At 61.8% G+C, this 12,798-nt stretch carries 13 protein-coding genes; 9 read left to right on the top strand and 4 right to left on the bottom strand.

The features are described 5' to 3' along the window. Window positions 1-792 (top strand): tryptophan 2,3-dioxygenase (locus VIM98_RS08175; protein ID WP_331992600.1); only part of this gene is annotated, 792 nt, incomplete at its 5' end. A 132-nt stretch (window positions 793-924) separates the two neighbouring features. Continuing rightward, entirely contained in the window at window positions 925-2,418 is a 1,494-nt protein-coding gene (locus VIM98_RS08170; RefSeq protein WP_331992599.1) for a peptide MFS transporter, read from the top strand. 170 nt (window positions 2,419-2,588) lie between these two features. On the opposite strand, the gene VIM98_RS08165 is transcribed toward VIM98_RS08170, so the two are convergent. Both VIM98_RS08165 and VIM98_RS08160 read right to left on the bottom strand, forming a co-directional pair. Further along, window positions 2,589-3,254 (bottom strand): carbonic anhydrase, encoded by a 666-nt coding sequence (locus VIM98_RS08165; protein WP_331992598.1) that lies wholly within the window; start codon window positions 3,252-3,254, stop codon window positions 2,589-2,591. Between the two features lie 90 nt (window positions 3,255-3,344). Further along, entirely contained in the window at window positions 3,345-3,827 is a 483-nt protein-coding gene (locus VIM98_RS08160) for a MarR family transcriptional regulator (protein WP_331992597.1), read from the bottom strand. 85 nt (window positions 3,828-3,912) lie between these two features. Here VIM98_RS08160 and hppD point away from each other — a divergent pair, with 85 nt between their 5' ends. Next, entirely contained in the window at window positions 3,913-5,007 is a 1,095-nt protein-coding gene (gene hppD, locus VIM98_RS08155; RefSeq protein ID WP_331992596.1) for a 4-hydroxyphenylpyruvate dioxygenase, read from the top strand. A gap of 50 nt (window positions 5,008-5,057) precedes the next feature. Here the strand turns inward: hppD and VIM98_RS08150 are convergent, their stop codons facing one another. Beyond that, window positions 5,058-5,465, bottom strand: a complete 408-nt coding sequence (locus VIM98_RS08150) for a DUF5362 family protein (protein WP_331992595.1) — start codon at window positions 5,463-5,465, stop codon at window positions 5,058-5,060. A gap of 114 nt (window positions 5,466-5,579) precedes the next feature. Here VIM98_RS08150 and hmgA point away from each other — a divergent pair, with 114 nt between their 5' ends. From hmgA to tpx, 6 genes are all read left to right on the top strand, one after another. Beyond that, on the top strand, window positions 5,580-6,881 hold the full coding sequence (gene hmgA / locus VIM98_RS08145) for a homogentisate 1,2-dioxygenase (RefSeq protein ID WP_331992594.1): 1,302 nt from the start codon (window positions 5,580-5,582) through the stop codon (window positions 6,879-6,881). Continuing rightward, window positions 6,878-7,519 carry a lectin gene (locus VIM98_RS08140; RefSeq protein WP_331992593.1) on the top strand — a complete coding sequence of 214 codons (642 nt, stop codon included), beginning with the start codon at window positions 6,878-6,880 and terminating at the stop codon, window positions 7,517-7,519. Before hmgA ends, VIM98_RS08140 begins: the two co-directional genes overlap by 4 nt. Window positions 7,520-7,529: 10 nt before the next feature. Further along, window positions 7,530-8,513, top strand: coding sequence for a fumarylacetoacetate hydrolase family protein (locus tag VIM98_RS08135; protein WP_331992592.1), 984 nt, complete (start codon window positions 7,530-7,532; stop codon window positions 8,511-8,513). A 331-nt stretch (window positions 8,514-8,844) separates the two neighbouring features. Next, the gene (tviB, locus tag VIM98_RS08130) at window positions 8,845-10,122 is read left to right on the top strand and encodes a Vi polysaccharide biosynthesis UDP-N-acetylglucosamine C-6 dehydrogenase TviB (protein WP_331992591.1); all 1,278 of its coding nucleotides are present in this window, start codon (window positions 8,845-8,847) and stop codon (window positions 10,120-10,122) included. A 3-nt stretch (window positions 10,123-10,125) separates the two neighbouring features. Then, window positions 10,126-11,133, top strand: coding sequence for an NAD-dependent epimerase (locus VIM98_RS08125; RefSeq protein WP_331992590.1), 1,008 nt, complete (start codon window positions 10,126-10,128; stop codon window positions 11,131-11,133). Window positions 11,134-11,177: 44 nt separating this feature from the next. After that, window positions 11,178-11,678: a thiol peroxidase gene (gene tpx / locus VIM98_RS08120; protein ID WP_331992589.1), complete on the top strand. Its 501-nt coding sequence runs from the start codon at window positions 11,178-11,180 to the stop codon at window positions 11,676-11,678. A 75-nt stretch (window positions 11,679-11,753) separates the two neighbouring features. Here tpx and gap read toward each other — a convergent pair whose 3' ends face one another. Further along, window positions 11,754-12,767: a type I glyceraldehyde-3-phosphate dehydrogenase gene (gene gap / locus VIM98_RS08115; RefSeq protein WP_331992588.1), complete on the bottom strand. Its 1,014-nt coding sequence runs from the start codon at window positions 12,765-12,767 to the stop codon at window positions 11,754-11,756. Window positions 12,768-12,798 lie beyond the last annotated feature (31 nt).

Below are 12,798 nucleotides of genomic sequence, written 5' to 3'. Positions count from 1 at the left end.
GTTTCGTACGGCGGCTATCTGCGCCTCGATGCGCTGCTCGCGCAGCAGCAGCCGCTGTCGAATCCGCCGCATCACGACGAGATGCTGTTCATCGTGCAGCACCAGGTGGCCGAGCTGTGGATGAAGCTGATCATTCATGAGCTCAAGGCGGCTATGGCTTGCCTGCGGCGCGACGAACTGGATACCTGCCTGAAGATCCTTGCGCGGGTGAAGCAGGTGCAGCGCCAGTTGTTCGAGCAATGGGCGGTGCTGGAGACGCTGACACCATCGGAATATCTGGAGTTTCGCCACGTCCTGGGCCCTTCGTCCGGGTTCCAGTCGCTGCAGTACCGGCAGATCGAATTCCTGCTCGGAAACAAGCATGCGCAGATGCTCAAGGTGTTTGCGCACGATGCCAGCGCGGCGGCGGCGCTGCGCGAGGTGTTGGAAGCGCCCAGCCTGTACGACGAGTTCCTGCATTATCTGGCGCGGCGAGGTCATGCGGTGCCCGCCGACTTGCTGGCGCGCGACGTTACCGAACCGCATCGGCGCGACCTGCGCCTGTTGCCGGTGTTCAAGCATATTTACGAGCACCGCACCGAATGCTGGCCGGAGTACCACATGTGCGAGCAATTGGTGGACATCGAGGAAAGTTTCCAGCTTTGGCGTTTCCGCCATATGAAAACGGTGGAGCGGATTATCGGACATCGCCGGGGCACCGGTGGTTCGTCCGGCGTGGCTTTTCTGAAAAAGGCCCTGGAGCTGGAGTTCTTCCCGGAGCTTCTCGACGTGCGTACGGAATTGGGCGGTTGACGCGGCGCTCGACCCGAGCCCGGATGGAACGTCGTGCTGCGGCGCATTTGACGGCCTGAGCGCAGGCAGGTACATCTTCTCTTTTTGAAGGTCTTCGCAAACTATTGCGAATGACGGTAAACGAGGGAACGCATGACCGATACCACCGCTCCGGCACCGAGCGTGCCCGATTATCCCCAGACCATGGGGCATCCGCGTCCGCTGTGGATGCTTTTCATGACCGAGTTCTGGGAGCGCTTTGCGTTCTACGGCATTCGCTGGGCGCTTGTGCTGTATATCGTGGCGCAGTTCCACGGCGGCGACCCCACGGGCGAGCAGCCGGCCAGCCGCACCTATGGTGCCTATCTGGCGCTGGTGTACGCCTCGGCCATCTTCGGCGGTTATGTAGCCGACCGCATCCTCGGCTATCAGCGTTCGATTCTGGTCGGAGCAGCGGTGATGGCTGCGGGCCTGTTCGCGATCGCCGTACCCAACCAGGAGGTGTTCGAGTTCGGCCTGGCGACGATCATCGTCGGCAACGGATTGTTCAAGCCCAACATTTCCACCATGGTCGGCAAGCTCTATGGGGTGGCCGACGGGCGGCGCGATAGCGGCTTCACCATCTTCTACATGGGTATCAACCTGGGCGCGCTGATTGCGCCGGTATTGACCGAGTATTTGGCCAAAGCCGTATTCGGCAGCGATACGATGCCCAGCTACAAGTACGTCTTCATTGCCTCGGGCGTGGGCATGCTGATCAGTCTGTGCTGGTTCTGGGTCGGCCGGCGCGGCCTCAAAGGGGTTGGGTTGCCGCCGGTCGGGGGCGAGAGCCTCGCACGCGTCGTCTATGTCTTTCTCGGCATGGTCGTAGCCATACCCGTAATGTTCTTGCTGCTCGCCGCGGGCGCCAATTTCCTGCAATGGGTGCTGAGCATCCTGTTTGTGGTGCTGGCGATCCTGCTGCTGGTCGAAGGCATTCGTGAGGGTAAGGTGCAACGCGATCGAGTGATCGCGATGCTGATCATCTTTGCTTTCAATGTGCTGTTCTGGATGTTCTTCGAACAGGCTGGCAGTTCGTTCACCTTTCTGGCGGACAAGATCGTCAACCGGCAAATGGGCGATTTCGTCTTCCCCACCGCCTGGTTCCAGTCGGTCAATTCGCTGGCGATCATTACCCTGGCGCCGATCATCGCCTGGATCTGGGTGCGTATGGGAAGCCGCAATCCATCCATTCCACGCAAGTTCGGCCTGGGGCTGGTGTTCAATGGCCTGGCGTTCCTGCTGCTGATGGTAGCCCTGTCCGACATGGTCAGCGCGGACGGCAAAATCCCATTCTGGACCTTGTTCATGGTGTACGTGATCCAGTCCGTGGGCGAGCTGTGCCTGTCGCCGATCGGTCTGTCGATGGTCACCAAGCTCGCACCGCTGCGTCTGGTCGGGTTCGGCATGGGTGGCTGGTTCCTCTCCACCGGTATCGGCAACAACCTGTCGGGCATCTTTGCCGGTCACGTCAGCGGCGAAAGCGGGATGACGGTGGCCTCTGCGTTGAGCGGCTACACGTTCGGGTTCTGGTCGCTGATGGGAGCCGGCGTACTGCTGTTTCTGATTGCGCCGTTGATCAATCGGCTGATGCACGGTGTGAAGTGATGGCGCGGCATCGGCAGGGTTTTGCAGGGAGCTGGGAATAGCGCTGCGTAGTGTTTTGCGTGCAAGGCCGGCCCATCACTCCAGCCCCCAGCCCTCTCTCGGCGAAGCCGGGGGAGAGCGCTGGGGTGAGGGAGGCTCTTGCTCTTCCCTTTCACTACCGCAACGAGGCCTCACGGACTCCCGTCACGCGCATCGGCCGATCCGGAAGCGCAGGCATGCGGATGATCGGCAAGGGAAACAAAGCGGCGCGCGTCGCCGTCATACGCCCCGACCTTGCCACTGCCGATGTCGTAGACCCAGCCGTGCAGACTGAGCCGGCCTTGCGAAAGCGCCAATGCCACGCAGGGGTGCGTTCGGATATTCACCAGCTGGGCGATGACGTTGTCGTGCACCATCGCGTTGACGCCGTTGTGGACGCAGGTGTGTCCGTGCGCGCGATTGATCGCCTTGGCGGCGTCGGCATAGCCCAGCCAACGCCGTACAGCCGGCATGGCGCTGAGGTCGGCATCGGTGGCGATCGCTGTCATGGCGCCGCAATCGGAGTGGCCGCAGATCACAACGTCGCTGACGCCGAGTGCGACGACCGCGTATTCGATCGTTGCCGAAACACCGCCGGGTTCGGGGCCATAGGGCGGCACGATATTGCCGGCATTGCGTATAACGAATAGCTCGCCCGGCTCGCATTGGGTAATCAGCTCGGGGACTACGCGGCTATCCGAGCAGGCGATAAACAGGGCTTGCGGATTCTGGCCGGCTGCCAGCCGCCGAAAAAGGGCCGAGCGCTCCGGAAAAGCGTCGCGCTGGAATTTCTTTACACCGTCGACCAGATCTTGCATGTCGAGTATCGAGCCATCGCAGCCGCCACCCGGCCGAAGGCCTCATTATCCATCGTCGCACGGATGTGCTGGCGTGGCGCGGTGTCGCGATCAGCTCGATCCGAGCAGCTTGTCCAGGATGCGGTTCAGCCACTGGCGCTCGTCGTCGTCCAGCTTGGCCAGTACCTCGCGCTCCCTGGCCCGTGCCATGGGGGCTACCTCGTCATGAAGCCTCCAGCCATCTTCCGATAACCCCAGCACCGAACGGCGCTTGTCGCCGTCATGGGTCTGCCGGTTGACCCGACCGGCCTCGACCAGGCGGGCGAGGGCGCGGCTGACGGCCACCTTGTCCATGGCGGTGCGCTCGGCGACCTCGCGCGCGGACAGGCCTTCGAAGCGTGCCAGCACGGCCATGACACGCCATTCGGTCATGCTCAGCTCGTAACGCTTCTGATAGTCGTCGGCGATGGTCTGGCTGATCGTGTTGGACAAGATCGACAGGCGATAGGGTAGGAACCGTTCCAGTTCCAGCGGAGCGTGATCGGGGGTCTTGGGTTCGGACACTGGTGCACTGGCCCTTGCAATTGGTTTCATATGTAACTATAACGTGCTAGTTATATGGATGGTCGCATGCTCGCCCATGCCGGCCATCGTGCACAGACCGACGACGGAGATCACCATGAGCGCGCAGCCCAATCTTGGCATGCAAGTCACCACATTCGAGAACCCGATGGGTATCGACGGCTTCGAATTCGTCGAATTCGCCGCTCCGGCGGGTCGGGGCGAGGAACTGCACGGACTGTTTCGCAGCATGGGTTTTACCGCCGTGCTCAAGCATAAGCACCGGCCGATCACTGTCTACCGCCAGGGCGGGGTGAATTTCCTGGTCAATGAAGATCCCGACTCCTTTGCCGCGGATTTCGCCGCCAAGCACGGCCCCTGTGCCGCGGGCTTCGCGATCCGCTTCAAGCACCCTGCCGACGAGGTCTACGAGACCGTATTGGGCAACGGCGGCGAGACGGTAGGCGACAAGGAGGCCAGCAAGGCCGTCAACGTGCCCGTGGTCAAGGGCATCGGCGATTGCATGCTGTACCTGGTGGATCGCTACGGCGACCTGGGCAGTGTCTACGATGGCGACTACGCGCCGGTGCCGGGTGCCGAGCAGCAGCCCAAGGGTTTCGGGCTGACCTTCATCGATCACCTGACCCATAACCTGTACTTCGGCAACATGCAGCGCTGGTCGGATTACTACGAGCGCCTGTTCAACTTCCGCGAAATCCGCTACTTCGATATCAAGGGCGCCAAGACCGGCCTGGTGTCGAAGGCGATGACCGCGCCCGATGGCATCGTGCGTATTCCGCTCAATGAATCGAGCGATCCGAAGTCGCAGATCAACGAATATCTCGATGCGTACAAAGGCGAAGGCATCCAGCACATCGCCTGCTTTACCGACAACATCTACGACACCGTCGAAGCCATGCGTGCGCAAGGCGTCGAGTTCCTCGATACGCCGGATACTTATTTCGAGGTGATCGACATGCGCATTCCCAATCATGGCGAAGACGTTCCGCGCCTGGCGAAGAACAAGATCCTGATCGATGCAGACCCGGAGACCAAGCAGCGCAAGTTGCTGCAGATCTTCACGCAGAACAATATCGGTCCGATCTTCTTCGAGATCATTCAGCGCAAGGGCAACGAGGGCTTTGGCGAGGGCAATTTCCAGGCGCTGTTCGAATCGATCGAGCGCGACCAGATGCGGCGTGGCGTGCTCTGAAGCTAGACCGGCGCGCTGGCCGGACGAACCCGGCCGGCGCGCATCGGCGCTTAGTTTGCGAACGGTGAACCGGGCAGGTTATGCATGCTCAGGCCCAGGGAGACCACCGCGATAATGCCCAGGATGCTCAGGCAGAAGCCGACGATCATGGCAACGGCCTGGATCATGAAGTACAAGCGCAGCTTGCCGAGAGCGCTCTTCATGGCAACAGCGTCGTTTCGAACCTGGGCTTGTTCGATGGCGCTGGCTGTCTGGAGCAGCAGGATACTCAGCCAGATCGGCAGCCAGGCTACGATCAGACCGAACCCGAACGATGCCAGAACGGAAATGCCGGAAAACACCAACTGCACAATGGCAAGGAATTTGATCCAGCCGCTGCCCTGGGCCAGCGGATCGGCCAGTTCGGCAACGCTGGCCCCGCCGTTTCCGAACGGCGGAGGATTAAACTGAGACGACATGAGTTTCCCCTTCATGCGTGAGTGACGCCGCCGCGAATGTCGGCAGCGCAACCAAGGTAACAGCAATTGACGACAGGCGCGTAAATGGCGCCAGCGAGCCACAAGGGATCGACGATGAGCAAGCAGGCAGGTTATCAATCCGGGTTCGGCAACGAGTTCGCCAGCGAGGCTGTTGCCGGCGTGCTTCCGGTGGGGCAGAACTCGCCGCAGCAGGTCGCCCATGGGCTGTATGCCGAGCAGCTCACCGGCAGCGCATTCACCGCGCCGCGTGGTAGCAATCGCCGCAGCTGGCTTTATCGGATCCGGCCGGCGGCCATGCACCATCCCTTCGCTCCGCTCGAGCATGCGCATTTTCATAACCGCTTCGACGAGGCGCCGGCCACGCCCAACCAGCTGCGCTGGGATCCGTGGCCGATGCCCGAGCAACCGACCGATTTTGTCGATGGGCTGGTGACCCTGGCCGGTAATGGCAGCGCTGCCGAGCAGGCCGGTTGCGGCATCCACATCTATGCGGCAAACCGTTCGATGCACGGGCGGTTTTTCTATGACGCCGACGGTGAACTGCTGATCGTGCCGCAACAGGGGCGCCTGCTTCTGGCGACCGAACTAGGCGTGCTGGAAGTCGAGCCGCTGGAGATCGCCGTGATTCCGCGTGGCGTACGTTTTCGCGTCGAACTTCCCGATGGCCAGGCCCGTGGCTATGTCTGCGAAAACTTCGGCGCCTTGCTGCGCTTGCCCGACCTCGGGCCGATCGGTGCCAATAGCATGGCCTTGCCGCGCGACTTCCTTACGCCGCATGCCGCGTACGAGGATATCGAAGGCGCGTTCCAACTGGTGGCGAAATTCCAGGGCGCGCTGTGGACGGCAGCGATCGATCATTCGCCACTGGATGTCGTCGCTTGGCATGGCAACTACGCGCCCTACAAATACGACCTGACCCGCTTCAACACGGTCGGCTCGATCAGCGTGGATCATCCGGATCCGTCGATCTTTACGGTGCTGACCTCGCCTAGCGATACCCACGGAACGGCGAATATGGACTTCGTCATCTTCCCGCCGCGCTGGCTGGTGGCCGAACACACGTTCCGTCCGCCGTATTTCCATCGCAATATCGCCAGCGAGTTCATGGGCCTGATCGAAGGCGTCTACGATGCCAAGGCAGGCGGCTTCATGCCTGGTGGCGCGAGCCTGCACAACTGCATGAGCGGCCATGGCCCGGACGCCGGCACCTTCGAGAAAGCCAGCCATGCACCGCTGGATAAGCCCGATCATTTGACTGGGACGATGGCCTTCATGTTCGAGACCCGCAAGGTCATCCGGCCGACTCGGCAGGCGCTGGAAGCGCCGCAGTTGCAAGGCAACTATTACGAATGCTGGCAAGGCATCGCCAAGCACTTCAAGGCACCGGCCGCATGAGCAGGTCGATGCGTTGCATCGCGCTGGCCGCGTTGCCGTTGATGCTGGCGGCCTGTGGCAATCGTGATCGGTCGGCCGAGCAACCGGCGGAGGCGTCCACCGCGGCGGCGTTGCAGCAAACGCAGGCGATGTTGGCGTCCGCGCCGTTGGCAAAACCGGCCGTATCGTCATCGAGCGCACGTAGCGCGCAGATGCCGCGGGCGACGTACGCCGGTTACGCTGGCCTTCGCTTCGGTACCGATGAGGCAGCGTTTCGCAAGCAATGGGAAGGCACGCTCAGCGAAGGCGCTCCCGCGCCGGGTTCCACCTGCAAGCAGTGGACGCCGATGCAGGGCGCCAAGCCGGAGGGCGATGTCCGCTTCATGTTCGAAGGCGGTCGCTTCGTGCGCTACGACGTAACCGCGGGTGACCGGACCGCACCGGGTGGCGGCAAGATTGGCATGAGCGCCGAACAGATCATGGCACTCTATCCTTCGGCGCAGCGACAGCCACAGAAATACGATCCGGATGCATTCGAGCTTCGCGCCGTGGGCGATGAAGGCGCGGTTGTTCTCTTCGAGTTAGGCAAGGACGGCAAAGTAACCCGCTGGCGGGTCGGCTTGCCGCCCCAAATCGATTATGTAGAAGGTTGCGGCTGAGGAGCCATACATGAAACTTGGAAGTCTCAAGGAGGGCGGCCGCGACGGCAGCCTGATCGTCGTCAGTCGCGATTTGAAGCGTGCCGTGCGTCCCGCCGGTATTGCCGCGACGATGCAGGCCGCCCTGGACGACTGGTCCAATGTGGCGCCGCGTCTGAACGCGTTGTCCGTCGAACTCAACGAAGGGAAGGCTGCCCAAGCTTTCGACCTGGACGTTCATGCCTTGGCCGCGCCCCTGCCGCGGGCCTATGAATTTGTCGATGGCAGCGCTTATCTGCCGCATGTGGAACGCGTGCGGCGCGCGCGCGGCGCGGAAGTGCCGGCCAGCTTCTACTCCGACCCGCTGATGTACCAGGCGACCAGTGCCGGCTTCCTGGGGCCGCGCGATCCGGTGCTGGTGACGAGCGAGGATTACGGTATCGACCTCGAGGCCGAGGTGATCGTCGTGACCGACGACGTGCCCATGGCAGCTACGCCCGAAGAGGCAGCGACGCACATCCAGCTGATCGGTCTGGTCAACGATGTCTCGCTGCGCGGCTTGATTCCCGCTGAGCTGGCCAAAGGTTTCGGCTTCCTGCAGTCCAAGCCACGCTCGGCCTTGTCGCCTGTCCTGGTGACGCCAGACGAGCTGGGAGATGTCTGGCGCGCGCAGAAATTGCATCTACCGATGCGTACTTGGATCAACGAAGCCTGGTTCGGCGAGGCCGACTGCGGCGTGGATATGCAGTTCGACTTTGCACAGTTGGTGGCACACGCCGCCAAAACGCGGTCGCTCACCGCCGGTACGATCGTCGGTTCCGGCACGATTGCCAACGAGGACACCAGCAAGGGTGCATCCTGCCTTGCCGAGCAGCGCACGGTAGAAACTCTGCGCGATGGCAAGCCGAGTACGCCGTTCCTCAAGTTCGGCGACCGGGTCCGCATCGAAGTGACCGATAGCCACGGATATTCGATCTTCGGCGCGATCGAGCAAGCGATCGTCAAATCTTCCTGAGTCAGCCCAGGACTGAGCCGGGCTGTCATCGGGAGGCGACCGGGTGCATCTGCCGCCTCGGTCGCATCGACGACGTACTCGGAGTCGGGGGCGACGTTGCCCTGCGCTGCAGGACGACTAAGTACTGCGCCTTCTGACTTTCACGCCCGGCAGTGCGGGCCCGTCCTCGTTATTCAGGGCCTTGGATAGGGTCCAACGGGTCCTGCAACCCTGAGGGCCGAAAGAGCACGCTGAGCTGGTATTCGGACACGGCAAGCCATTCCTTGGAGCGTTTGACGCTCGCTTCGGCTTAGCCATGTCAAACTAGTGCAAACAGAAGCGAGTCTTCCAGATGCATGACCTGCACAACGTGAGAGTCGGGGTGATCGGCCTCGGCTATGTCGGCTTGCCGCTGGCGGTGGCGTTCGGCAAGCGGTACGAGACCTGGGGCTTCGACATTCGTGCCGAGCGTGTGCATGACCTCCAGCACGGTCGCGACGGTACGCTGGAAGTCGATGCCGAGGAACTCGCGCAAGCTACGCACTTGTCTTTTACCGCTTCGATCGATCGCCTCGCCGACTGCACTGTCTATGTGGTGACTGTACCTACGCCGATCGATGCGGCACGTCGTCCGGACCTGGGCCCGCTATCCACGGCCAGCCAGAGCCTGGGGAAGATCCTGAAAAAGGGCGACCTGGTCATCTACGAATCGACGGTCTACCCGGGATGTACCGAGGAGATTTGCGTTCCCTTGCTGGAGCAGGGCTCCGGTCTGCGTTTCAACGAGGATTTCTTCGTCGGCTACAGCCCCGAACGCATCAACCCCGGCGACAAGGCGCATCGCCTGCCGGACATTCTCAAGGTGACATCGGGATCGACGCCCGCGACCGCCGACTTTGTCGACCGGCTGTATGCCAGCATCATTACCGCCGGTACGCACAAGGCCAGCAGCATCAAGGTGGCCGAGGCTGCGAAAGTCATCGAGAATACCCAGCGCGATCTCAATATCGCCCTGGTCAACGATCTGGCCATTCTGTTCAACAAGCTCGGCATCGATACGCTCGAGGTTTTACAGGCAGCGGGCACCAAGTGGAATTTCCTGCCGTTCCGGCCGGGTCTGGTCGGGGGGCATTGCATCAGCGTCGATCCCTACTATCTGACGCACAAAGCGCAGGAGGTCGGTCACCATCCCGATGTCATCCTGGCCGGTCGGCGTACCAACGACAGCATGGGGGCCCATGTCGCGAGCGAGGTCGTCCGATTGATGCTCCGACGTCGACTTAATCCGGTCCAGGCGCGGGTGTTGGTGCTGGGGCTGGCATTCAAGGAGAACTGTCCGGATCTGCGCAATACGCGGGTCATGGATGTCGTGGATGCTTTGCGCGACTACGGCATTGCCGTGGATGTTCACGACCCCTGGGTGGATGCCGACGAAGCAGAGCGGGAATATGGCTTCAAGCCAGTTGCCGAGCCGGCGCCGGGGCGGTATGACGCGATGGTGCTCGCCGTGGCGCATCGGCAATTCGCCGAATGGGGCGAGCAGGGCATCCGTGCCTTCGGGCGCCCGGGGGCAGTTCTTTATGATGTCAAATATGTATTGCCGCGCGAGGCGGTGGACGGGAGACTGTAGGTCATGAAAGTACTGGTGACCGGCACGGCTGGCTTTATCGGATCGCACGTGGCGCTGAAGCTGCTCGAGCGTGGCGATCGGGTCATCGGGCTGGACAATCTCAACGATTACTACGATGTCTCGCTCAAGAAAGCCCGCCTGGCCCGCTTCGAAGGCCTTGCCGGCTACACGCACGTGCATGCCGATCTGGCCGATCGCGCTGCGATGGAGCGGCTCTTCGTCGAACACAAGCCGCAACGTGTCGTACACCTGGCAGCCCAGGCAGGCGTGCGTTATGCGGCGCAGAATCCGCACGTCTATGTCAGCAGCAATCTCACCGGCTTCCTGCACGTGCTGGAAGGCTGTCGCCATCATGGTGTGGAACATCTTGTATTTGCATCGACCAGCTCCGTCTATGGTGCCAATACCGCCATGCCGTTTTCCGAACACCAATCGACCGAGCATCCGCTGACGTTGTACGCCGCCAGCAAGAAAGCCAACGAGCAGATGGCCCATAGCTATGCCCATCTGTATCGCATTCCGAGCACGGGCCTGCGCTTTTTTACCGTGTACGGTCCGTGGGGGCGGCCGGATATGGCCTTGTTCCTGTTTACCAAGGCGATACTTGCCGGCGAGCCGATCAAGGTGTTCAACCACGGGCGGCACAAGCGCAGCTTTACCTATGTCGATGATATCGTCGAAGGCGTGATCCGTACGCTCGATAAGGTGCCGGCCCCCCATCCTGGTTGGAATAGTGCCGAGCCGGATCCGTCCAGCAGCAATGCACCCTACCGGATCTACAACATCGGCAACGAACAACCGGTGGAGTTGCTGCGTTACATCGAAGTGCTGGAAGACTGCCTCGGTCGCAAGGCGACCATGGAGTTGCTGCCGCTACAGGCGGGCGACGTGCCCGATACCGAAGCGGATGTCACCCAGCTTATCGAGGCAGTGGGCTACCGGCCCAAGGTCTCCGTGGAAGAGGGTGTGCGCCGGTTTGTCGATTGGTATCGCACTTACTACGCCGTTTGATCGATCATTCCCATTCCCCCCTGTAGAAATAAAAGAGGTCATACATGTCTACCGTTACCCTCAAAGGCAACCCCGTCCATGTCGATGGCAGCCTGCCGGCCGCAGGCGCCACGGCCCCGGCGTTCTCGCTGGTTGCCAAGGATCTGAAGGACGTTTCGCTGGCCGATTTCGCTGGCAAGCGCAAGGTGCTCAATATTTTCCCGAGTGTGGATACGCCCACCTGCGCTGCGTCGGTGCGTCATTTCAATCAAGATGCCAGCGGCTTGGATAATGCCGTCGTGTTGTGCATCTCGGCCGACCTGCCGTTCGCGCAGGCGCGCTTCTGCGGCGCTGAAGGCTTGGCCAATGTGGTGACCTTGTCGACCCTGCGCGGCGGCGCTTTCCTCAAGGATTACGGTGTAGCCATTGCCGACGGCCCGTTGGCAGGTCTGGCTGCGCGTGCCGTGGTGGTGCTCGACGAGCACGACAAGGTGCTGCACAGCGAATTGGTCGGCGAGATTGCGCAGGAGCCGGACTACGCGGCGGCGTTGGCGGCGTTGAAATAAACATCTTTCCAGCGCACATTCGTGCGAGCAAGAAAAAAGCCGGGCATGCCCGGCTTTTTTCTTTACGGCGGTGAGTTACTTCGCAGCCATCAATGCGCGAGTCATATCCAACATGCGGTTGGAGAAGCCCCACTCGTTGTCGTACCAGCTGAGTACCTTGACCAGGGTGCCGCCCATGACACGCGTCTGCGTCGCGTCGTAGATGGACGAGGCCGGGTTGTGGTTGAAGTCGATCGACACCAGCGGTTTGGTGTTCACGGCCAGGATGCCCTTCAGCGCGCCGTTGGCTGCTTCGTTGATAGCCGCGTCGATTTCTTCCTTGGTGGTCTCGCGTGCCGCAACAAAGGAGAGGTCGACCACCGACACGTTGATCGTCGGCACGCGCATGGCGAAACCGTCCAGCTTGCCGTTGAGCTCCGGCAGTACCAGGCCGACCGCGGCGGCAGCACCGGTCTTGGTCGGGATCTGGCTGTGGGTCGCGCTGCGGGCGCGGCGCAGATCCGAATGGTAGACGTCCGTCAGCACCTGGTCGTTGGTATAGGCGTGGATGGTGGTCATCAGGCCGTGCACGATGCCGATCTTCTCGTGCAGCACCTTGGCCAGCGGTGCCAGGCAGTTGGTCGTGCATGAGGCATTGGAGATCACTTCGTGCTTGGCGGTGAGCCGGTCGTGGTTCACGCCATAGACGAACGTGCCGTCCACGTCCTTCTCGGCCGGTGCCGAGATGATCACCTTCTTGGCGCCACCGGCGATATGCGCGCCGGCCTTGGCCTTGGAGGTGAAGAAGCCGGTGGCTTCGAGCACCACGTCGACGCCAAGGTCGCCCCAGGGCAGCTTGGACGGATCGCGCTCGGCCAGAACCTTGATGCGATCGCCATTGACGACGAGGTCGCCACCGTCCACCGAAACTTCGCCTGGGAAGCGGCCATGGGCGGTGTCGTACTGCGTCAGGTGCGCATTGGTCTCAGCGTTGCCAAGATCGTTGACCGCGACGATCTGGATGTCCTGGGTACGGCCGGATTCATACAGCGCGCGCAGGGTATTGCGGCCGATACGACCGTAACCGTTGATGGCAACCTTGATGGCCATGAGACAGCGTCCTCCGATGTGGTGGGGCGGC

The organism is Dyella sp. (assembly GCF_036568765.1).
Taxonomy (GTDB): Bacteria; Pseudomonadota; Gammaproteobacteria; order Xanthomonadales; family Rhodanobacteraceae; genus GSA-30.
This window is presented reverse-complemented; position numbering and strand designations above follow the sequence as displayed.